Origin of the sequence: Helicobacter sp. 12S02634-8, assembly GCF_002272865.1 — a bacterium.
Lineage (GTDB): Bacteria > Campylobacterota > Campylobacteria > Campylobacterales > Helicobacteraceae > Helicobacter_J.
On the sequence record NZ_MLAP01000002.1, the window covers coordinates 178,888 to 201,636 of the forward strand.

A 22,749-nucleotide genomic window follows, 5' to 3' on the forward strand; every position below is an offset into this window, starting at 1 on the left:
AGATATTCTAGCATTTTTTATCCAATAGATAATTTAAAATATTTTTTTATCAAACACTCCACACCCATCTCAATCATACGATACACCTCCTCAAATCCATCTGCATTGCGATAATGATAAGGATCAGGAATATCAGCATTTTGCAGACCAAATGCCCCTAACTTATGGATTTTAGAGGGTTCAAAGCCCATAGCAATCAAGGCTGCTACATTTGCACTATCCATAGCAACAATCATATCAAAAGTATCATCAGCATACAGGCTCACTTTCCGACTCTTCAGACTAGAAATATCAATATGGTGCCTTTTAGCCACCATCACAGACCCCTCGCACGGGCTCTCGCCATCGTGCCAGCCTGAAGTCCCTGCACTATCGACTTCTAGCTCTAGCTCCCATTTGAGGGCTAGATACCTTGCAATCCCCTCAGCTAAGGGTGAACGACAGATATTACCCAAACATACAAATAAAATCTTCACTTTTTCTCCTATTTCTCCTACATTTTCTAGCCATTGTTTTTATCACCACCACAAGACCCTCCACTACTTTTTAGTATAATACAAAAATTATTTAAATCCTAAAGGTTCATAATGACCCATAGCCCCCATTATGCTAGAAAACGGACTTATTTATTCCCTTTTTTGGCTACTCTTGTGTTTTTGCTCTTCCATCTATTGGTTTATTGGGGGCTTTTGGTGACATCAAGCCCTTTTGTCGGCGTCCAAAATGCTCTAAAAATCTTTATATGCCTCAATTTCTTAGCCACTGCTTGTTATATATTTTTCAGACAATCCCCCATCATTCCCCAATGGCTCTATCTCCTGCTCTCTATTTCTGTGGGCGTGATTTTTTCACTCTTTGTATTCATGATTTTTTATCAGTTTTTAGCTCTTTTGGGGCGATGGATCATTAGCAGTGAGCAAGTTAGCCAAGTTAGCAATGGAAAAGAAAATATTTATTTGGGATATTTGCAACTCATTATCATTGCTTTATCCATGATTTATGTCATCTATGGGATCTATAAAGGCCGTGCGCGACCATTTTTACAAAAAATCACCCTGCCAATTCCGCACCTAAAAATCCCCCTAAAAGTCATACAACTCAGTGATATCCATATCGGCAAGCTAATGCAAAAGCCCCATATCTGCCAAATTGTCCAAATGGTTAATGAACAAAAGCCCGATATTATCGTGCTTACAGGCGATATTATCGACACCTATGCACACAATGCTTGTGCTGCCCTCCAAGCGCTCAAAGACCTCCAAGCAGTTTATGGGGTTTATTATGTGCTGGGTAATCACGAATACTTCTATGACACGCCCAATATCATCGAACAAATCCAAACACTGGGCTTCCACACACTCATCAATCAAAACATCACAATATCCCAAGACAACACCCCCCTCATCACCATCATAGGCCTTGCAGATCTGATGGGAGAGCGTATGGATTACTTGCCCCCTGATATCCATCAAGCCTTTGATGGTATCAACACTTCTTTGCCTACAATCCTGCTCTCCCACCAGCCAAAAATCATCAAAAAACTCCAAGACAAAGCCATCAATCTCATTTTGAGCGGCCACACCCACGGGGGTCAATTATCTCCCTTTGGTCTTGCTGTGCTTTTAGACCAGCCCTTTTTGATGGGATTACACAAACTCTGTGAAGACCAATATCTCTATATCAACCAAGGCACAGGATTTTGGGGGCCACCAATGCGTGTAGGGACACGCGCAGAAATCACTTCTATCCAGCTCTTGCCAAAGTGATTGGAGTAGAAAGATCATAAAGCACCAAAAGAGGGGCTAAAGGGATTAAGGGGGTCAAAAAGGCTAAAAAGGGTGGCAAAAAGAGCCAAAAAGAATTAAAAGAGGGTAAAAGATGTCAAAAAAGAGGGGGGCGTGGATTATTCTTTGATAATCTCTAGAGCCTTTAAAAAGCTCAGACCATCAAGCTGCATGCCTGAAGTCATATTTTTGAGCGTGATGGTTTGTGTCTTGAATTCATCTTCGCCAATCACCACCACAAATTCATGCCCCTTGCAATCAGCATAACTGAATTGCTTTTTGAGTTTATTGACTTCAGGATAAACCTCAGTGGCAACTTTACTGCGTCTAAACGACTCTGCGAGCTTATAAGCAAAGCCAAAATACATCTCACGCATGCAAATAATCAAAATGCGCGCACTTGTAGATTTCGCACTCAAAAGCCCCAATTCCTCTAGCCCCGCCAAAAGCCGATCGATCCCTATGGACGCCCCCACACCACTCATATTTTCCTTAGAAAATGTGCGTGTCAAATTATCATATCTGCCCCCCGAACACACGCTCCCTAGGTTCTTCAAGCGATTGAGTGTCGTTTCATACACAATCCCTGTATAATACCCCAACCCTCTAGCAATCGAAAAATTCACACGATAAGTATCCCGATCCATCTCTAAACCTGAGAGGATTTCAAAAAGTCTTTCTAACTCTTCAATGCCCTTTTTAAGCTCTGTATTCCAGTCTTTGAGATGATTGATTTCAGCAAAAAACTCTTCAGCAGCACCGATTTGCTTGATACTCATCGCCTCAAGCAAGCCCTCGATTTTCTTATCAGGGAGGCAAAGTTCTTTTTTGAGCTCAGCGCACACGCCCTCTTTGCCTATTTTATCGAGTTTATCGATAATCCTTAAAGTCGCTTCAATCCCCTTAGAATCGGTGATACCAAAGTATTTACAAATCCCATTTAAAATATCTCTATGGTTGAGCCAAATAGTGAATTCTTCGATATTCAAAGCGACCATAGAAGCATACACAACTTGGACAATCTCTGCATCACAAGCAATGCACTGACTCCCGATAAAATCAAAATCACATTGCGTGAATTCGCGGTATCGCCCTCTTTGTGCACGCTCCCCACGAAAAACATTACCAATCACATAGCGCTTAAAGGGCAAGCCCACTTCATTGTGGTATTGTGAGATGAATCGTGCTAAAGGCACGGTCTGGTCAAATCGCAAAGCCACATCTCTGCTGCCGTGGTCTTTGAAACAATAGAGTTCTTTTTGGATCTCTTCACTCCCTTGCTTGATGAGAATATCAGCATATTCAAGATGGGGGGTTTCAATGGGGACAAAACCAAAACTTTCAAATACCTGCGATACCTTGGCGAGCAGCTTTGCCTTTGCCATTGCTTCTTTGGGCAATCTATCTTTGAAACCACTTAAAGTTCTAGGAACAACCAACATATTTTTCTCCAGATTTTAGCCTGCACAGCTTGAATTTGGCTCATCAGACATTCCAATCCATCACAACGATTGATAAATCCCGTATCGCCCTAAATAGTGTAATTTTCTCAATTAAAGGTTAATATGTCAAATCAATCAAGAAGAAAAAAAGGAGGGGGGCTTTACACCCCCTTGTTTTGAATATCAATGCAGAATCAATAAAATCAATCAATCATTAAGTCCATGCACCCTTAGCGTTTGGCCGCATCGATCACGCGATTTTGGTGGTCGCTTTTATGCAAGCTCAGTCTGACAATCGCATTACTCAAGGCAGTTAGAGAGTGGGGCACGTTAGGTTTCAAGCTCACTAAATCCAATCGCCCCATTTTGATCGCTTCTCCATTGACTTCAAATGTAATCTCGCCCTCAAGCACTTGCACGATGATAGGGGCAGGGGCACTATGCTCTTTCATCACAGCGCCTTTTGCCATAGTGATTCTAATTTCTTTTGTGAAGTCAGTTTCGCAGAGTAAAGTGGGTTTCACGCCCTCAAAAGTTTCTGTAGTAAAAATAATTTTTTCCATATAAATCCTTAGTTTTAGTTAATGCCAAAAAATTATAACAAACAATGGTAAAATTAATTTCCAAAACTCACCTAAAATCACGCCCCCAAAAGCCATAAAAAGCTAAAGCAAAGCGATATAGCGAGGTGGGGTGGAGGTGGGGTGGAGGAGGGGCGATGGTAGAGTGATGATAAAAGAGTTTATAAATCCAAAAGGTCTTTGATGAAAATCTTGCTGCGTTTGCCAAATTGGCTCGGAGATGGGGTGATGGCAACTCCAATGCTTGAGCTCCTCAAAGAGGCTTTTCCACAGGCTTCATTGAGTATCATAGCCCCAGCTGTCGTGGGGGCTTTGTTTGAGAAAGATACGCGTATCCAAGCATTTTTTATCGATGACACCAAAAACAGCAAAAGTAGGCTCCTTGCGACCTATCAACTGGCTAAAAAAATCGGCAAGCACGATATAGCAATCACTCTAACCAATAATTTTTATGCAGCTCTTTTGCTCCTTTGGACACAAAGCCCCATCAGAATAGGCTATGCAAAAAACTTACGCTCACTCTGTCTGACCCACGCCTTAAAACCTTTGAAAAAAGTCCATCAGGTGCTTGCTTATTGCAATCTCTTGACCCCTATCTATGGGCAATCCCTAGACCAAATCTCTCACAATGTCCCAAATCTCAAGCTCCACTTCCCCACACACAAGCACTATTCTGATAAAATCAGAATAGGTATCAATCCGGGTGGGGCTTATGGCAGTGCAAAAAGATGGCTCAAAGAATATTTTGTCGAAACAATCTTATATCTGATACAAAAAGACTATGAAGTCATCTTGTTTGGCAACCACAATGACGCAAAAGACGCTGCTGCAATGATTGAAGCTGTCAAAAAATTTCCCTTGCCACAAGAAGTTTTTGATCATATCACCGATCTCACCGGAAAAACAACTATCTCCACGCTCATCACAGAGCTTGCCAGATTGGATTTATTCATCACCAACGATAGTGGCCCCATGCATATTGCAAGCGCACTGCAAATCCCACTGATTGCTATATTTGGCCCTACCAACGCACAAGAAACTGCCCCGTGGAAACATCAAGGGGCTTTGATTTTGAATAAAAACCTCAAATGTGCACCTTGCAAAAAACGTATCTGCCCCCTTGGGCACCATAATTGTATGAAACTCATCACGCCCGATGAAGTCATCACCCAAATCGACCAACTACTCACAAGGAGCCCTGTATGCAAATCGACTTAAACACCTCAAGCCCCTTGATGCAATACAAAATACTCAGCAATGCCCTCACCCCAAGACCCATCGCTTGGATCAGCACCACCAGCCCTCAAGGTGTCATCAATCTAGCACCTTTTAGCTTCTTTGGCCCTATCAGCTCTGATCCTATCATTCTCTCTGTGTGCTTGACCCCCAAAAGCGATGGCACTCCTAAAGACACACTCAAAAATATCCTAGAAACCAAAAAAGCGACTATTTGTATGTGTGATGAAAAAAACCTCAAAGCCCTCCATCAGACATCTGCAGAGCTAGAATATGAAAAAAGTGAAGCCATAGCCTTTCAAATCGAACTTGCCCTCATCGAAGCCAACTACCCTCCGATAGCACAAGGGAGTCTGTTGGCGTTTATGTGCGAGCTTTATGATGTGCTAGAGATTTCTCAAAGCTCTAAAACCATCTTGCTAGAGGCCAAAAAATGCTTTATCGATGACACAATCTATCGCCCTGATTTGAATTTCACGCTCAAAAATATTGGCCGCAATGGCAAATATTACCAACCCGCAAGCACATTGCTTGACCCCAAAAGCCTATAAATCCCACCATTGATTATGCGACAATCCCGCCTTTAGAAGCATAATCAATCACAGCAAGCTTCTGGATAAGCTCGCTAATGAGTCCGCGCATTTCTAAACTCAAGCGGTCTGTTTGGGCTATTTGATTGAACGCATCCAAACTCAGCTTAGGACTATGGGAAGCCAAAAAATCTGCAGCCATCATCATATCGCTATCGATAATATTTTCATCTTTAAGCATTTGGGCCATCGACATAAAAGTATCTGTATCTTTGAGCCCTCCTTTTGCCTTGTCTTTGATCTCTAAAATCTGCAAATACTCCCTTGAGGGGCTAAAAACATCTTGGATATTTCCTAGGGCTTGGAGAGAGGGGTGGGTAGAGGTATCATCAGAGGGCAAGGTATCAAAGATAAACGAGGGCTTGGGAGTGATATTTTGAGAGAAAGCACTCTGCAAATTTATGGGCGTTTTTGAGATTTCCATCTGCTCTCCTTGATAAACCTGATAGCAATATCAAGAAATGAGCAAAAATCATACCATCATAAAGCACCTTGTGGTTTGCTCAAAAATTCAAAAGCTAAAGTGAGCTGACGCAAATCGATAAAAATCCCTGTTGCAAGGCTTTTGTTGAGATTTTTTGTATCTAAAATATTTAGCTCACGCTCTGCTATCAATGTCTGGAATTTCTCAAGCACCACCTCAGGCAAAGCCCCCTCTTGGACGCCTAAAATCTTATGTGCCAAAGAATTATCCATAGCTATCTCTGCTTGATTTTGGATAGAAAAATCATCATAGATTTTATTAAAATCTTCATTGCTTAGCTCCAAAAATGCGGCCACATCGATGATATTTTCTTTATCTGTATCGCTCAATGTCCCTGAAATATAGCAAAGTGCAAATAAAAACTCCACAAATTTCAATCGCTTTTTATATTCGCCATAGGTGGCTTGGAGCAAGTCTTTGCAAAGCTGCTCTAGGTCTGTATTTTCTGAAGAAGCATAGATTTCTTTGAGGTCAGAGATCATACTATTTGCTCCATTAGCATACGCACGCATTGAGGCAAATAGGCCATCTATCATCGCTGCTTGTGCTGTTTGTATTGGAGTTTGCGCTATCGAGTTAGCACCTTTGCTTGGAGTGATTTTAGATACAATCGCTGCCATAATGCCAAATTCACTCTTTTTTATCTTATCGAGTGGATTGGCTTGGACATAGGGATCTTGAGAGATGTCATATTCTTCAATTTTGATATTTGTATCTCTTGATTGGGGAGTGATGGGGTTTTTTAGGTATTCTTGTAATGTGATATAGAGATAATAAACAACGACACCTGCTAGTATTAATAAAATGATTTCCATATCTCTCCTTTAGTGGTTTCTGAGGTGGTTTTTCAACTCCCTCTTCCTGCGTTCCTCTCGCTCCTTGCTTGCCTTATGCAAACGGAGTTCTTCTTCTTTTTGCTTGGCTTCAAGTGCTAGCTTGCGTTCGCGCTTTTTCTTGATCTGCTGCATATAGTCCTCTCGCTTTTGGGGGGATTGGAAAGAAATGGGCTGCATCAGCAAAATAAACAGCACAAAAGCAAACAAAATCAATGCCACCACAGCAGAATTTTCTCCGCCTATATGATACCAAATACCCCCAATCAGCGAAGCTATCAAGAATTTTAAAAAACCTTTCATCAACAACCTTGATTCTTGAGTCAATTTTATGGTTTGTATCAATTATATAAAATTAACCTTATTTTTATGCAAATGCAAGCCGATTTTTTTCAAATCTTTTTCACCGAGCGCGAGCAAAACAACTTGAGGCAAAAACAAAGTCGGGGTGGGAATCAAGTCCCTTTTATAGAGCTTGGCAGTCTTTTTAGCGTGGGTATCAAACACCTCAAACTGCCCCATAGAAGCACTCATGATAAAATCAACACCCCGATCGATCCCCTCATATAAAATCGCCCCTGATTGCTTGAGGGCTGAGTCGGGATTGACTGCAAACAGATGGGCATAAGACTCATTTTGTAATGGCATTTCATAGCGTTTGAGTGCGATTTTTTTAAAAATCTCTCCATAGCAGACTTCTTGTTCTTCTAGCTTTGAAGAGCCCTTGAAAAATATCGTGCTAAAGCCATCAAAAGACTGCGAAACTTCCCATTGCAAGGTATCTGCAATCAATGCATTGAGATATGCTATCTGTATATTTTCTTCATAAACTAGCCCATATCGCGCTAGAGATTGATTGATTTTATCACGCAAAGATTGATCTGTATCTAAGGTCTTTTTAGCCTGCAACACATTAGCATAAGCATCGCGATCACACAGCAGCAAAGTCGTGTTATTTTTGTGCGCAAGTGCCATATTATAAGCATTAGCGAGTAAAAATTTTTCAGGATCACAAAAACTCCCCCAATACCCCCCATCATAACAAAAATCCAAACGCACGCCCATCAATCCCATCTTTTCAAGCCATGCAGCAGCGCTGATAAGCAGAGGTTCAAAATTCCATTTTTTATCATAACCACTAAAGAGCGCATAGGTGCCATTTTGTGCCTTTATGGGCTCAATAGTTGGGGCTGTGGTTGGGAATTGGAATTTGTTTTGAATATCTTTAGAAAAATCCACCCAACCACTTCCTGCAAAAGGGCATTTAGAAACTTGTGTGAGCATTTTTTGCATACCAAATATTTCTTGGTCGATACTCTCATCTTTAGGATAGACAAAATCAGCCACGCTCACAAAATTCATCACGCCATTTTTGGGATCTGACACGCTCTCGAGCAAACGTTTGATTTGATTGGGGTGGCGAGTAAATAGCCATTTGACATACAAGAAAAAGCCATCGCCAAAATAATCGGGGTTTTTTTGTGGGGAGATAAAGTTGATATTGATAAATTTTGAAAGCTCAGCCTTTTCTTTCGAGGTCAAAAATTCCCCACTTTTCATAAAAGAACGATAAAAATTCAAGGCTTCTTGAGAGTTAATTAGCAAGTCTTTGAGGGCATATCGGATTGAGATAGGCTCTAACACCCACTCTTTACCAAATCGCCCGACCAACTCCGTGATTGTGCGATTGCTAAAAACAGCTATGTTGTTGATCTTTAAAGCAATGCTAGTGTCATAGGATAAATCTCTCAAAGGCAATGCTTGCAAGACTTCAGAGAGCAGAGTATTGTCTTGATATTCAAAAACACATTTTTCATAAAAAGGATTGTAGTCTTTTTGGGCATCAAATCTAAAAACACTCAATGCAAGCTTACAGACACTCATTTAACGACCCCTTATTTTCGGCTTTGAATCTTGATTTTAACACAAAACTAAAAATATTCATTACTTTATGCTTTCAATTGTTTTTGTTTTTTTCATTTTTTTTCAATGTTTTGATGGTTTCTTGATTGCGTGGATTGGATAAAATCGCCTCTATGGAGTCTTGCATGGCCTCTTTTATGGGATTCCCAAAAATCTGCGCGATATCACAACGATGGAAAAGCACTGCATCATCGCCCTTTTTATCCTTGATAGCAATCTGGATAATCCCCTCTAAGCGCACTGCAACCACACTAGCAATATTATCACTCCCAAAGCCTGCTTCAAAGGTGATTTTATCCCCAAAAACCTCCAAACTCTCCAAAGTATAGCCCGCAAGGACAAACAACACAAAAGGGCCAAATTTTGCAAAAATCTCACGGGGCAACAAAGGCTCAAAGCCCACGCTCTCAAGATCGCATAAAATACAAAAATTCAGATCATTAGCAACCAAAAATTTTATATTTTCTAAACAATACTTGTTGCTTAGCTGTGTGTATTGATCTGTGATATGCATCAAACCTCCAAGTTTTCAAACTCTAAGAGCATACGTTCAACTTCTTGAATACCAATCTTCCAAAAAGCGCTATCTTCAATATCAAAGCCAAATGCCCCGACCAAATCCCTAGGACTCTGACTCCCACCTTTACTCAAAAAGTCGGTATAAACAGCGACAAAATCCTTGTTTTGAGATGATTGATACAGACCAAATAAAGCCAAAACAAGCAACTGCCCATAACTATATGCATAGCAATAAAAGGGTGAATGGATAAAATGGGGGATATAGCTCCACCAACGGCTATAGTTTTTAGTCAATTTCAAACTCTCGCCAAACATTTTTTGATTCTCTTCTCTCCAGATTTTATCAAAATCGCAAGTTTTAAGCTCGCCCTCTGCTTGGTGTATCCTGCGCTCAAAATTTGTCATGACCACTTGCCGAAAAAGAGTCGAAAAAATATCTTCAAGCTTGCTAGCATAAATAGCTCGCAACTCTTTGGGGCAAAGATTCTTCTTCAAGCTCTCAAACAATAACATTTCAGCAAATACAGAAGCTGTTTCTGCAGTAGTCAGAGGTGTATCCATATTCAGACAGCCTCTTTGCTTGCTGAGCTCTTGGTGGATCATGTGCCCAAATTCGTGTGCAATCGTAAAAGCATCGCGTCGATTGCCCGTAAAATTTAGCAAAACATATGGGTGCGCACTTGGCACTGCCCCGTGGCTAAATGCCCCGCCGCGTTTCCCATCTCTAGGGTGGGAGTCGATCCAACCATTTTTGATAGCTTTTTGCGCAATCTCAAAAAACATCGGAGAAAATTCCTTAAAAGCCTTCAACACCCACTCCAAGGACTCTTCATAGCTCACGCCATTGCCAGATTGCGCGATAGGGGCGTAGCGATCGTAGTCTTTGAGCTGATGGGAGAGGAGCTTGGATTTGAGGGCATAATACCGATGCACCAAAGGAAAATGCGCATTGACAATCTCAATCATACTATCAACGCTTTTTTGCGTGATTTGATTATCGATATGGCGAAACGATTCTTTGTTTTTGAAATGGCGCAATTTGGTCTGGATATGCAAGTCTTTACGCACCATATTGAAGATATAAGTCAGCAAAAAGCTTGATTTTTCTAGCACTTTGCTGAAAGATTTCTGTGCTTTTTTTCTTGTTTTTCTGTCGTGATGGTGTAAAAGGGCTAGGATTTCTTCTTCGCTGAGTTCTTTGCTGTTATGGGGGATTTTAAGCGAGGAGAGATATTCATCAAACAATCTTGAAAACGCCCCCACTCCTACAGGTGAGGTAGCAAGCAAGACTTTTTCTTCGCCCAAAGAGAGTTGATGGGATTTTTTTGCGATGAGATTTTGCAGAAAATATGCGTATTTTGTTGCGTGCTTGATCCACTCTTTTTGCTTTTGGGCTTCTAGGGAGCAAAATTCAAGCTCAAAAAACACAATATGTTCTTGGATTGCATTGATACTCAATTCATATTTGGCGTAAAAATCCCCTTGAGTGGTGTCTGCAGCAAAGACCAAAAATACATAGGTCATTGCCTTTGAAATCTCCTCGATAATCCCCTCATAGCCCTCAATCGCCTTTAGAGTATCTGCAATAGGCAATTGATCGAGTTTATGGGCGTATCGTTTCTCATAGGCTTGGGCGTTTTTTTTCAATCGCACTAAAGCCTTATCTAGCTGGGTATTATCTTTAAAAAGCGCACTCAAGTCCCAACGGTGTTCTGCTTGCTGCATGGGAGTTATCCTTTCTGGTCATCATTGCTGTGATTGGCTCTATATTTTGCCTATTGATTCTCATATTTATATCCATATCAAATTCTATCACAAAATAGCCCATAAACAACACTTCTAAGCATAAACCCCAAAGCAAGCCCACAAACGCACACAACACTAGCACTCAAGATTAGAAATGAATCTTTTAGGGCAAAGGACTGCTTTTTTGTTATAATATCTCCCAAATCAAATAAATACCACAAAAAAGGTGTTTGATGGATCGCTCATCTTTGTATGCCATCACGATGAATATACTCGAAGATGGCTGTAGTTCCTCTCAAAACCTCGCTGAGTTCAACGAAAATACTATTGCCAAACTCCATGAGCATATCCAAACAGCCCTGCAAACCCAGCCCATCAATACCGATGACAAAACCTCTCAAGAATATATCCGCCAAGCTATCATTGATTTTTATCATAAGCAGGGCATGAGCGCTTTTGTGGTCTTTGATAGAGCTAAAAAAATCCACATTTCTACAGCCATCAAAGACACAGACAACAATCTTTGCGTGCTGTTTTTGAGCCGATGGCTGGAAAAAAACAAAAAAACATTTCAGACCAAAACTGCTGATGGCAAAGACACACTCTCGCATAAAAATTTTGATTTGATCTTAGAATATGCCAAGGGTTGTATCGATTTTGAAGACAATATGCTTTTGCGCTCAGTGATCCGCAGTGCAATCAAAAAAACGCTCAATCTCAACCCCAGAGATGGTTTATTTTTCTCCAAACTCGGGATATTTTTTAAAATCTTTGATTTCAACTTTGTCCAAATCAGCAATGAAATCCGCAGTGTCCAAAAGCTCAATACAGCGCGATTACTCAATGATGATGACAAGCTCAAAATGAATATTTATTTGAAAAAAATCGATTTCAAAAAGCTCATCTTAGAAGGTATCGATCGTGTTTTGAGCACTAAAATCGACCTAGAAACCACCACAAATATTGATTTTTCTAAAAATTTCCTCTTTTTCCTTGCGCAAGAGCTGCGTTTAGAGCTTGATAAAGTCTTTGATACAGCAATCCCTAGTATCTTAAGGACTTGTTTTATCGAAGAAAGAATCCGCGCACACAAAAGCCTGATTTTTGAAACCATAGCCCACAAACTCCTCAAACTCATCTATCAGCACTCCAAAGGAGCAAGGGAGTTTATCGCTTTCTATAATGGACAGAGTATTGATATTGAAAAAGACTATCAGCTTTCTGTCCCCATCATTGCTGATATCAAGGGCGAAGAGTGGGATATTAGCAGAATAGAAAGTATCACTTCTGAACGTTTCAGTGTGCAACAAACCATCGATAGCCTCTATGATAAAATAAAAGACACCAACGCAGAAATAGCCGATATTGACGCGCTCACGAGCCACACCCAAGATTTAATCTCGGAAAAAACCAAGCTCCTAGACTCTCTTGATGCACTCTATGATAAGAAAAAAAAGGCGTTGTTAGATTTTAAAAATGAAGAAACAATCCAAAAAGAAACTATCAGCACGAGCCTAGCAAAGTGCCTTGAAGAGAAAAAATCCCTGCTTGAAGCGATCCAAACTCTCAACGAAGAAAATAATGCGACAAAAGTCCAAAAAGCCCAGCTTATCCGCAGGCAAAAAGCCCTAGAACAAGACATAGAAAAAGAAACAGAAAACCATCAAATCATTTTTATCCAATACAATATGCTCATCAATGCCCTCTCAAACGCCATAGGAGATCTCAAGATTGAACACTAAAGCCCAAACAACGCACCGCGACCAAAACCTCAAACTCCAGACTAAAATGCTCATATCCACAATCACTATGGGCTTTATGCTCGTATGTATCACATCGTTTTTAGCGCTCAGTGGGCTCAAGTATGACTATGACCTCAATTTCCCAGGACCCATCAAAGAAATCCAAAAACTCAAGCAAATCCAAGATTTTTATATCATCGATATCATGAACTACATCAACCAAAAAGCCGATATTTCAACCAATCAAAACCGAATGCTCACCCTCTGGAACGACTATAAAAATCTCCGAGAACCCAAGACAAACTTCTCCCATCTCCTCAAGAGATTTTATCAAGAAAAATTTGCCAGAGATGACTACATCAAAATCCGCCAATACCACCAACAAGAAATCGAAGAAATCCAAAAAGTCGATACCATCATCGCAAGCACCAACGAACTACTCACCAAGCTCTACCACAAACAATCCAAGCACTACCAAGAAGATATCAAAACCCTCATCAGCCTAAGTGTCACCATCAATGACACCATCTCAAATATCATCGGATTAGACCTCAAAATCTCTATGCTCAAAAATTCTACAACAAATATGATCTATAAAATCACTCTAGTTATCTTGACAATTTTTATGTTTATCGTGATTTTTATGACACTCTTCCTTTCTAATCTTGTCTTAGGCTATATCAAAAACACCAACCAAGAACTCCAAAATGTTGTCGAACAAAAGACCAAAGAACTCAAAGAAATCAACCTCAACCTCCAAAAAACGATCGAATATGAAGTCGAACAATCCCGCAAAAAAGATCAAATCATGTATCAGCAAGCGCGTCTTGCTTCAATGGGCGAAATGATCCAAAACATCGCCCACCAATGGCGCCAACCCCTCAATTCACTCCTGATACTCATACAAAGCTTTAAAATCAAATTCAATAGTGGTAAGCTCGATCAACAATTTGTCCAAACCCAGACAGAAGACGCCTTGCGGATTGCCAAAAATATGTCAATGACAATTGAAAATTTCAGGAATTTTTTCCAGCTCAACCGCGATAAAAGCTCCTTTTCCATCGCAAAAGCTATCCAAGATTCCATCAAAATAGTCCAGCCCACCTTGCAGCAAAAAAACATCACTATCGAGCTTGATATTGTCAATGACACTCAATTTTATGGCCACGAAAATGCCTTCACACAAGTGATTTTAAATCTCCTCAAAAACTCCTATGACGCATTTTCAGAACGCAAAATCCACCACGGCGTGTGCGCGCTCACTCTCTATATCACAGATACTTGTGCTTGTATCTCTATCAAGGACAACGCTGGAGGGATCAAATCAGAAAATATCAATAAAATCTTTGAACCCTACTTCACCACCAAGCACAAATCCTTAGGCACAGGCATTGGTCTGTATATGACCAAACAGATCATAGAAAGACAAATGCAAGGCACAATATCGGCTTCTAATCTCAATTGGATCAGTAAAATTTCTGCAGAAAGTTACTATGGAGCAATTTTTTTGATAGAATTACCCCTAAGAACAAATCAACAAAAGGATAAAAATGGACAAATATGAAAATCTCAAGAACCTCACCGTTTTATATGTCGAAGATGATGAAGATACCCAACGCATTACATCTATTGTGCTTGAGGATTATGTAGGGAGGCTAATTCTAGCAAAAAATGGTCAAGAGGCACTCAATATCTTTGATACCCATAATGTTGATGTGATCTTAACAGATATTTTAATGCCAAAACTCAATGGTATCGAACTGATCCGAGCAATCCGCAATGGGAAAACAAACCCCTATTGCCCCGTAATCTTCACCACTGCACACACTGAAGTCCCTTATTTGCTCGATGCGATCAGTCTGAAAGTTGATGGCTATATTCTCAAGCCCCTTGATGTCGATGAACTACTCAACGCACTGCAAAAAGCAATGCTCCCCAAACTCCAAGCCCTTGAACTAGAATCAAAAAATCTCCTCATCAATGCAATCTCTGCGTTTGTCGGGGGCAAAAAGATAGAAATCATCAAATTTTTGCTTGAAAACTGCGATGAAGACCACGTCTATTATGGCTCTTATGAAGACATCATCTCGCATTTAAATGTATCCAAGCCCACGATTGTCAAGACCTTCAAACAGCTCATTGAAGTGGGGCTTTTGATTAAAATCAAAAATAAGGTCTATAAAATCCACCCCGATATCACCATCAAAGACAATTAATCGCTGAAATTATTGACTTTAGTGCTAAGGTTTGTATAGAATACGAACCTTACATTTTCATTTGATGACTCCAAATATCCAAATCTCATCGCAATGTGCTTTGATTAGAGGAAAATTCCAAGGATAGAGATGACCACAGAACAAAATCCCAGCACTTCAAAAACCCGAACCCACACCCCTGTAGATGGCTATCGTATCGAAGAACTCCGCACAAAGCCGATGGAAAAGCTCATCGAAATAGCCAACAAACTCGAGATAGAAAACCCCCAAGAATACAAGCGCCAAGACTTGATGTTTGAGATCTTAAAAACTCAAGTGAGCCAAGGCGGCTATATCCTTTTCACGGGGATTTTGGAGATGACTCCTGAGGGCTATGGGTTTTTAAGAGGGATTGATGAAACCTTCACAGATAGCCAAAACGACACTTATGTCAGCCAATCACAAATCAGAAGATTTGCTCTGCGGACAGGCGATATTGTCACAGGGCAAGTGCGCTCGCCTAAAGATCAAGAGCGCTACTATGCTCTGCTTAAAATCGAAGCAGTCAATTACCTCTCGCTTGAAGAAATCAAAAATCGCCCCTTATTTGACAATCTCACCCCCCTTTTTCCCACAGAACAAATCAAGCTCGAATACGAACCCATCAAAGTCACAGGCAGAATGCTCGATCTTTTTAGCCCCATTGGCAAAGGGCAAAGAGCCCTCATCGTAGCCCCACCCCGCACGGGAAAAACTGAACTGATGAAGGAACTCGCCCACGGCATTACCTATAACCACCCAGAGATTGAACTCATTGTCTTGCTTGTCGATGAACGCCCTGAAGAAGTGACTGATATGCAGCGGAGCGTGAAGGGGCAAGTTTTCAGCTCTACTTTTGACCTCCCCTCAGCCAACCATATTCGTGTCGCAGAACTAGCCCTTGAGCGAGCAAAAAGGCGCATAGAAATGGGAAAAGATGTCGTGATTTTGCTTGATTCTATCACGCGTTTAGCGCGAGCTTATAATGCCATCACTCCATCAAGTGGAAAAGTGCTAAGTGGTGGGGTTGATGCTAATGCTTTGCATAAACCAAAGCGATTTTTTGGAGCGGCCAGAAATATTGAACAAGGGGGGAGCTTGACTATCATTGCTACAGCTTTGATTGAAACAGGCTCGCGCATGGACGAAGTGATTTTTGAAGAATTCAAAGGCACGGGCAATAGCGAAATTGTCCTAGCAAGAAATATCGCTGATCGGCGCATTTATCCTGCGTTTGATATCCTCAAATCAGGCACAAGAAAAGATGACTTGCTCTTAGGCAAAGACAAGCTCACAAAAGTATGGATGCTACGCAATGTGATGCAGCAAATGGACGATATTGAAGCCCTGACCTTTATCTATTCAAAAATGCAAAAAACCAAAGACAATGAAGAATTTTTAAATATGATGAACGAAAAAGAGTGATGGGTGAAAGCGGGCATTTTTGATAGTGGCGTGGGGGGGCTTACGGTTTTAAAAAGCATTTTAAAAGCAGGCTTGTTTGATGAGATTGTCTATTATGGGGATACAGCCAGAGTCCCTTATGGTGTCAAAGACAAGCAAACTATCATCAATTTCTCACTCCAAGCACTCGATTTTTTCGCCCCACACCATATTGATATTCTCATCATCGCTTGTAACACGGCTAGCTCCTATGCCCTTGAGGCAATGCGTGCGCAAAGCCCTGTCCCTATCGTGGGCGTTATAGAGCCCGGTATCCAAGCCCTCCAAGACAAAATCACAGACAAAACAGCTTCTATCCTAGTCCTTGCCACTGCTGCGACTATCTCTTCTGGCGCTTATCAAAACAGACTCCAAACCCAAGGCTATCAGCACATACAAGGTCTTGCTACAGGGCTTTTTGTCCCCATTGTCGAAGAGGGGATTATAGACAAAAAAGTCCTAGAGGCTGTGATGGGATATTATTTTGCGCCCATCACCACCCCCCCTAAAGCTATTATTTTAGGCTGCACGCACTTCCCCCTAATCGCACCTGCTATCGATACATTTTTCCAACACCAAAGCATACTGATCCACTCAGGAGATGCCATCATCACCCACCTACAAAACAACTACCACATCACCCCCCATAAAGAAAAAATACAGACCAAAATAAACTTTTATGCCTCTGGAAATCCCCTCGCACTCGAACAAACTGCACAAAAGTGGCTCTATAATCTCTAAAAATAAATTTCTTATTGTATAATTACTTATTTTTTAACTTTTTTTAGATAGAATCTTTGCAAAGACCCCAACAGGAATCACAGGAACCCAAAATGATCAAAACAACCCTTATTGGAGGGATATTTTTTGTCGTATTTTTTCTGCTATTGCCCGAAAATCAGGGCTTGAATAATCTAGGCATTAAAATCATTGGACTGTATTTCTTTGCTGGAGTATTGTATTTTTCACTCATTGTTATCTTGTGGGTATTTTTTGGTATCAAAGCTCCCATTGAAAGTATTGATGGCTTCATCTATGAAAAATGGCTCAAAAAATGGTTTTCAAAAAAGAAAGGCTAAAGCTCGTTATTTAGGGCTTTATAGCGTTCAATCAAATCAAAATCACACTCCAAAAGCACTCAAAAATACTAACTCCACCCACGCCCCATAGCAAGGCATTGCCCCTGCCCCCTCCTCGCTCCAAAGTATCACCAAACAATTTTGATTATAATTATTTATTTGATTTACTTTTTAAAGCTTGGATATCTTTTTGGTAATATTTGACATTATGGAAACGCAACTCTTTGTCGATTTTCTCAAGACTCTCTGCATACACTTGATTGAGGATCTTTCTGATACTATCTGCATAGCTGTATGTATCGCTTGTATGGACGACCTTATCTGTCATGAACCCACCTGAGTGGTTACGCACTCTCTTGATGTAGTGCTCTTTGCTATGGATTTTAGAAAGGTCGATACTAAAAGTATGGAACACTTCTGCGCTCAAAGGCTCTAAAAAATCAAATCTCAAAATACCCGAAGACATATCCATACCCTCTTGGAGAGGAGATTTTTGATTGTTTTTATAATCCATCTGATTCTCTTCTAAAATATCAATATGCCCGCTGATACGAAACGCCAAATACCCTGCTTGCTTCTCTTGTGCGTTTAAAGTATTCTCATTTTGAGTGGGAATGATCTCATAGCCCTCAGTCTGGAGGATTTCTTTGATCTGTGATTGGAGTGCTGCATCAAACTTTTCTTGATACTCTGCTGGAATATTTTTGCTAAAAGAAATCTTTGGAGAGAGCAAAATCACCTTATAGCCGTTCTTTTCTTGCTGTTTGTCTTTGACTTGATAGTGGAAATTCAAAGACACTTTATCTTCAGAATGCCCTGAAGCACCATAACTTGTCAATGCAAGCGAAATGCTTGTCATCAAGGCCAATGTTGTTTTTTTCATACTGAAATCCTTTCAATGGTAATCAATTTTAGGGGCAAGTTTAATACCTTAATCTAAATAAATCATCACATATTCTTCATATTTTAGCCCAAGCACAAAATCAATGCTCTCTAACAACCCACTCTAGCACCCCCACTCCCACGCGCCCCACTCTTTAGAGTTATTTTAAAAATAACAACAATTTTTAATATTATTAAAATAATCCTTGCTATATAATGCCTTTTATTTCAATATTCAAGGACTTTTTATGCAACTTTTATATTTTAAGAATCCTATCTTGTGTATCAAATCCCCCTCAAAAATTTTTATTTTCTTACTGACTTATCATCTCTCCTTGTTTGCACAAGACCAAGAAAAGACTTACACACTCAATAAATCTGTCGTTTCAGCTTCAGGCTTCGCCCAAGACCTCAAAGACGCGCCTGCTTCAATATCTGTCATCACAAAACAACAACTCGAAAGCCGCCCTTTTAAAGACATCGGTGAAGCTGTGTCTTTAGTCCCAGGGGTGAGTATCGATACCAATCAAGGGCAAAACGGCGCCTATCCCATCTCTATCCGAGGAATGCCCGCTGCTTATACGCTCATACTCATCGATGGCAAAAGGCAAGATGTCACCTCAGCAGCTTTCCCTAATGGCTATGGAGATTGGACTTTCTCAGGCTTCATGCCCCCTTTAGCAATGATCGAACGGATCGAGGTCATCAAAGGGCCAATGAGCACGCTCTATGGGAGTGATGCCATCGGTGGGGTCATCAACATCATCACGAAAAAAAATCTCGATAAATGGGGTTCTAGCTTCTCTTTGGAGAGCACTTTTGAAGAGAAAAAATATCTGGGTAATATCTATTCAGGAAGCTTTTATACTTCAGGCCCTCTTGATAAAGCCAAAAAATGGGGCATATCGCTGCGTGGACGCGAGTGGTATCGTGCCTTTGTGCCACTCAAAAATATGTCTGTTTTCAAAGACACCAAAGGACTCAATCCCACACAAACAGGCTACAATGGCTCTGATGGCAAAGTATCTATAGAAACCAACAACTACAATATCGGCACTCGGCTCTCCTATCGCCCTGATAACAACAACTACACCTATTTAGACGCCTTTTGGGCCGATCAATATCTCAATAACAATCGCCCTATCTACAGCTTGAGTGCGAATAAAAAACTCCACGCACTCAGGCAAAATATAATTCTAGCCCATCTGGGGAATTATTCATTTGGCAAGACAGATACCTCATTACAATACAACTCCACGCAACTCCACGGCCGCCCTATCGACCTCAAGACAGACCCTAGAGATAGGGATTTGAGAGGCGATGATGTGCTTGTTGATTCTAAGCTTGTGATGGGGCTAACATCTAGCAAGCTCACATTGGGTGGGAGGTATTGGTTTAGCAGTATGAACGATCGTGTATTGGTGCAAAAAAGCTTTATTTATCAACACAATGCGAGCTTGTTTGCTGAAAATGAATTGGCCATTACTGATGATTTGTTTCTCACATTAGGTATTAGGGAGAATTGGAATTCATCTTTTGGGTTCAATACCTCGCCCAGAGCGTATTTGGTCTATAATGCGACAGATTATCTCACGCTCAAAGGTGGTGTTTCTACGGGGTATAAAACTCCAGGGATCAATCAAGCAGTAAAAGGCGTGTATAACTATGGCAAAAATGGGCGTTTCATCTATGGAAATCCCTCGCTCAAGCCAGAGAGCTCTATCAACTTTGAAGCTTCTATCTTGAGTGAAACAGACTATACAGACGCAGGTATCACGGGGTTTTATAATCTTTTTAATGACAAAATCACCTCTGCAGGCACAAAAGATCAAGGAGCCCTGCTCCCTGATGGAGAAATCTGTGTGCATAAAATCTCAAGTGGCAGTGGTGGCTGTGAATACAATATCAATGCTGATAGTGCTAAAACTTATGGCGCAGAGGTATTTTTCACGCTAAAGCCCCTCAATATCGGCTTTGGCAATATCGGATTCAATCTCAACTACGCCTTCACACGCTCACTCATCACTTCAGGAGAGGGCAAGGGACTGCCTTTAAATGAAATCCCCGCACACAATCTCAACGCCCAACTCAACTACACGTTCAAAAAAGTTGGCTTCTACCTAAGGAGCGAATACAGAGCACATCAGATATTCAAGGTCGGGCGTGGGTATTCTAAACTCTCAGACCTCCAAAGTTTTAGGGCACTCAACCCAGATCATTGGTATTTCAAACCTTACTTTTTGCTCCATTTAGGCGGGAATTATGACATCACACCCCAAATCCGAGTCAATGTCGGTGTGTATAATCTCTTAGACCATGATTTCATTGATTATAGCAATATCAATAATGGAGGCAAAGGCGGAAAAGTAAGCACAAGTCTATACAACAACTACGCTTATGTCCATGAGGGCAGGCGCTATTTTGTCAGCTTGAATATGGATTTTTAAGGGGCTAGAAATGCAAATGATTCTTTTTGTCTTGCTAGGTCTTTTGTCTTTATGGCTTGAGGCCAAGCCCAATCAAGATATCCCGCCCATCAAAAAAGAAGTCTATACGCACTTCAAGCTCAAAAACTTCACTCTAAGCAGCGCTCAAGGCAGAAAATATAAAATTTTCCTCGCTATCCCCTCTACCCCGCCCCCTAAAGAGGGTTATAGCGTCTTGTATATGCTCGATGGCAACAAACAATTCCCTATGCTCCTCAATCTCTACACGCCCATAAGCTCGCCCCCTTTGATAGTAGCCATCGGCTATTTGGGACATCTGGGCTATGATATTCCTGCTAGAACTCATGACTACACGCCCAAAGCAAAGGGCAAACAATATGCACAAGGTGGGGGAGCAGAGGAGTTCTATCATTTCATAGAAAATAAACTCAAGCCCACCATCACAAGCCACTATCCCATCAACACAAACAAACAAGCCTTATTTGGACACTCATTTGGTGGGCTATTTGTCTTATACACACTATTCACACACCCAAAGGCATTTAACGACTATATCGCTGCTTCTCCCTCGCTATGGTGGGGCGATGGAGTCATTATCCCCACACACAAGCCCTTTATCAAATCCCTCCCCCACTCACTCACCATCACATTAGGCGAGCTAGAAAACAAGCCCTCTAAAGCCCCTTTTAACGCCTATACACTCACACAAGAGCTACGCAAGCAAGGAGTCAATGCAGCATTTATCTCTTTCCCCCATCAAACCCACGGCAGTTCCATTGCTGCTGCGCTCAAAACTGCACTCAAGGTCATTGCAAGCCCCTAAGATACAATTCGCACTCTAAAGCCCTTGGCAAGCCTTGTATCACACCTTTAAAAACTCTCTATGAAAAAACCCCCTCTCTCTCTTGCAAAAGCAAAGCTAGGGGGCAAAATGTTAAAATACTAGAAGATATTAAAAAATATTAGAAGATATAAGAAATAAATGCATAAAACCTTTGATAATCCACACCAAACAAATCTCTACCCCTCGCGCGTGTGATACTCAAAGTATCAAGCCCCTCTGCGATAGCCCTATCATCAAAATGTGTTTGTGCTGCACGATTGGTCAATGAGCCTGTGACATAGCGAACGCCTAGATTAACGACATTGCTAAATTTATAGCCCAACCCCCCTCCATAGATCAATCCATCATAATTGGTGCTAATCGTGGGATTGGCCCCACGCCCTGTCGCCATATAAGTGTCTTTCATGAACAACCAAGTATAGCCCACAAGCCCCACAACATAAAAGCCCTTGTATTCAAGCCCCAACATCAAAGGCAGCTGGATACCATAGCCTGCTATGCCCTCAGTTTCTTGAACCTCTAGCAATCGATGGTCGCTCAAGACATTGGATCTCCCTCGTATCATCAAATAGATAGGAACGCTCAGCTCAGTCCCTGCCATCAAGCTCAGTCCCCCAAAAAGGGATTCAATACTCCGAATATAGGTGCTATAAGCCAAATCAGCAGAAACATATTGGGAACGTCCTAGCATTGTATAAGAACTCCCGATACTCCCTTCATTGAATAAATACCACCTTCGCACAGAGCCTGTAGCCTTGGTGCCGCTGACAATTGAACCTTTGGTGAATTGGCGCAACACACCATTGCGATTATTCTGGACACTCTTGAGTGTGCTTTTGGGATTTCTAGGATCTTTAGCCACAGCCTCAGCACTGACAAAAAGCATTGCTATAGACACACATACAAATAATATTTTTTTCACTCTAAAGCCTTTGTAAAG

The 22,749-nt window shown here is 41.1% G+C and carries 22 protein-coding genes; 11 read left to right on the plus strand and 11 right to left on the minus strand.

What is annotated here, in order from left to right; genetic code table 11:
- Nucleotides 1-17: 17 nt before the first annotated feature.
- Nucleotides 18-476 (minus strand): low molecular weight protein-tyrosine-phosphatase, encoded by a 459-nt coding sequence (locus BKH46_RS02275; protein WP_253248274.1) that lies wholly within the window; start codon nt 474-476, stop codon nt 18-20.
- Between the two features lie 111 nt (nt 477-587).
- On the opposite strand from BKH46_RS02275, the gene BKH46_RS02280 reads away from it, so the two are divergent.
- Entirely contained in the window at nt 588-1,766 is a 1,179-nt protein-coding gene (locus tag BKH46_RS02280) for a metallophosphoesterase (RefSeq protein ID WP_095225211.1), read from the plus strand.
- A gap of 137 nt (nt 1,767-1,903) precedes the next feature.
- On the opposite strand, the gene hisS is transcribed toward BKH46_RS02280, so the two are convergent.
- Both hisS and BKH46_RS02290 read right to left on the minus strand, forming a co-directional pair.
- Nucleotides 1,904-3,223, minus strand: coding sequence for a histidine--tRNA ligase (gene hisS, locus BKH46_RS02285; protein WP_172402540.1), 1,320 nt, complete (start codon nt 3,221-3,223; stop codon nt 1,904-1,906).
- Between the two features lie 233 nt (nt 3,224-3,456).
- On the minus strand, nt 3,457-3,789 hold the full coding sequence (locus tag BKH46_RS02290; protein ID WP_095225213.1) for a cupin domain-containing protein: 333 nt from the start codon (nt 3,787-3,789) through the stop codon (nt 3,457-3,459).
- Between the two features lie 201 nt (nt 3,790-3,990).
- Here BKH46_RS02290 and waaF point away from each other — a divergent pair, with 201 nt between their 5' ends.
- Complete coding sequence (waaF, locus tag BKH46_RS02295) at nt 3,991-5,025, plus strand: lipopolysaccharide heptosyltransferase II (protein WP_095225214.1); 1,035 nt, start codon at nt 3,991-3,993, stop codon at nt 5,023-5,025.
- A complete protein-coding gene (locus BKH46_RS02300; protein ID WP_095225215.1) occupies nt 5,010-5,594 on the plus strand; it encodes a flavin reductase family protein in 585 nt (194 codons plus the stop codon). The genes waaF and BKH46_RS02300 overlap by 16 nt, the downstream gene beginning before the upstream one ends.
- 13 nt (nt 5,595-5,607) lie before the next feature.
- On the opposite strand, the gene BKH46_RS02305 is transcribed toward BKH46_RS02300, so the two are convergent.
- The 6 genes from BKH46_RS02305 to BKH46_RS02330 all read right to left on the minus strand — a co-directional run bounded on the left by BKH46_RS02305 (nt 5,608) and on the right by BKH46_RS02330 (nt 11,117).
- Complete coding sequence (locus BKH46_RS02305; protein ID WP_095225216.1) at nt 5,608-6,057, minus strand: hypothetical protein; 450 nt, start codon at nt 6,055-6,057, stop codon at nt 5,608-5,610.
- A gap of 56 nt (nt 6,058-6,113) precedes the next feature.
- Nucleotides 6,114-6,932 carry a hypothetical protein gene (locus tag BKH46_RS02310; RefSeq protein ID WP_095225217.1) on the minus strand — a complete coding sequence of 273 codons (819 nt, stop codon included), beginning with the start codon at nt 6,930-6,932 and terminating at the stop codon, nt 6,114-6,116.
- A 9-nt stretch (nt 6,933-6,941) separates the two neighbouring features.
- The gene (locus tag BKH46_RS02315) at nt 6,942-7,253 is read right to left on the minus strand and encodes a hypothetical protein (protein ID WP_095225218.1); all 312 of its coding nucleotides are present in this window, start codon (nt 7,251-7,253) and stop codon (nt 6,942-6,944) included.
- Between the two features lie 42 nt (nt 7,254-7,295).
- Nucleotides 7,296-8,834: a DUF5644 domain-containing protein gene (locus tag BKH46_RS02320; protein WP_095225219.1), complete on the minus strand. Its 1,539-nt coding sequence runs from the start codon at nt 8,832-8,834 to the stop codon at nt 7,296-7,298.
- Nucleotides 8,835-8,907: 73 nt separating this feature from the next.
- Nucleotides 8,908-9,387 carry a hypothetical protein gene (locus BKH46_RS02325; protein ID WP_095225220.1) on the minus strand — a complete coding sequence of 160 codons (480 nt, stop codon included), beginning with the start codon at nt 9,385-9,387 and terminating at the stop codon, nt 8,908-8,910.
- Complete coding sequence (locus tag BKH46_RS02330; RefSeq protein WP_095225221.1) at nt 9,387-11,117, minus strand: M3 family oligoendopeptidase; 1,731 nt, start codon at nt 11,115-11,117, stop codon at nt 9,387-9,389. The genes BKH46_RS02325 and BKH46_RS02330 overlap by 1 nt, the downstream gene beginning before the upstream one ends.
- A 254-nt stretch (nt 11,118-11,371) precedes the next feature.
- On the opposite strand from BKH46_RS02330, the gene BKH46_RS02335 reads away from it, so the two are divergent.
- From BKH46_RS02335 to BKH46_RS02360, 6 genes are all read left to right on the plus strand, one after another.
- The gene (locus BKH46_RS02335; protein WP_095225222.1) at nt 11,372-12,880 is read left to right on the plus strand and encodes a hypothetical protein; all 1,509 of its coding nucleotides are present in this window, start codon (nt 11,372-11,374) and stop codon (nt 12,878-12,880) included.
- Nucleotides 12,870-14,444: a HAMP domain-containing sensor histidine kinase gene (locus BKH46_RS02340; protein WP_095225223.1), complete on the plus strand. Its 1,575-nt coding sequence runs from the start codon at nt 12,870-12,872 to the stop codon at nt 14,442-14,444. The genes BKH46_RS02335 and BKH46_RS02340 overlap by 11 nt, the downstream gene beginning before the upstream one ends.
- Nucleotides 14,431-15,096, plus strand: coding sequence for a response regulator (locus BKH46_RS02345; RefSeq protein ID WP_095225224.1), 666 nt, complete (start codon nt 14,431-14,433; stop codon nt 15,094-15,096). The genes BKH46_RS02340 and BKH46_RS02345 overlap by 14 nt, the downstream gene beginning before the upstream one ends.
- Nucleotides 15,097-15,225: 129 nt before the next feature.
- Complete coding sequence (rho, locus tag BKH46_RS02350) at nt 15,226-16,539, plus strand: transcription termination factor Rho (RefSeq protein WP_095225225.1); 1,314 nt, start codon at nt 15,226-15,228, stop codon at nt 16,537-16,539.
- Between the two features lie 3 nt (nt 16,540-16,542).
- Nucleotides 16,543-17,298 (plus strand): glutamate racemase, encoded by a 756-nt coding sequence (gene murI / locus BKH46_RS02355; RefSeq protein WP_095225226.1) that lies wholly within the window; start codon nt 16,543-16,545, stop codon nt 17,296-17,298.
- Nucleotides 17,299-17,390: 92 nt separating this feature from the next.
- Nucleotides 17,391-17,636, plus strand: a complete 246-nt coding sequence (locus BKH46_RS02360) for a hypothetical protein (protein ID WP_095225227.1) — start codon at nt 17,391-17,393, stop codon at nt 17,634-17,636.
- A 151-nt stretch (nt 17,637-17,787) separates the two neighbouring features.
- On the opposite strand, the gene BKH46_RS02365 is transcribed toward BKH46_RS02360, so the two are convergent.
- Entirely contained in the window at nt 17,788-18,519 is a 732-nt protein-coding gene (locus tag BKH46_RS02365) for an HpaA family protein (protein ID WP_095225228.1), read from the minus strand.
- A 247-nt stretch (nt 18,520-18,766) separates the two neighbouring features.
- Here BKH46_RS02365 and BKH46_RS02370 point away from each other — a divergent pair, with 247 nt between their 5' ends.
- Together BKH46_RS02370 and BKH46_RS02375 are read left to right on the plus strand one after the other, a co-directional pair.
- Nucleotides 18,767-20,965: a TonB-dependent receptor gene (locus tag BKH46_RS02370; protein ID WP_095225229.1), complete on the plus strand. Its 2,199-nt coding sequence runs from the start codon at nt 18,767-18,769 to the stop codon at nt 20,963-20,965.
- A gap of 10 nt (nt 20,966-20,975) precedes the next feature.
- Nucleotides 20,976-21,788, plus strand: a complete 813-nt coding sequence (locus tag BKH46_RS02375; protein WP_216358692.1) for an alpha/beta hydrolase-fold protein — start codon at nt 20,976-20,978, stop codon at nt 21,786-21,788.
- A gap of 139 nt (nt 21,789-21,927) precedes the next feature.
- Here BKH46_RS02375 and BKH46_RS02380 read toward each other — a convergent pair whose 3' ends face one another.
- Nucleotides 21,928-22,731: a hypothetical protein gene (locus tag BKH46_RS02380; protein ID WP_095225230.1), complete on the minus strand. Its 804-nt coding sequence runs from the start codon at nt 22,729-22,731 to the stop codon at nt 21,928-21,930.
- Nucleotides 22,732-22,749 lie beyond the last annotated feature (18 nt).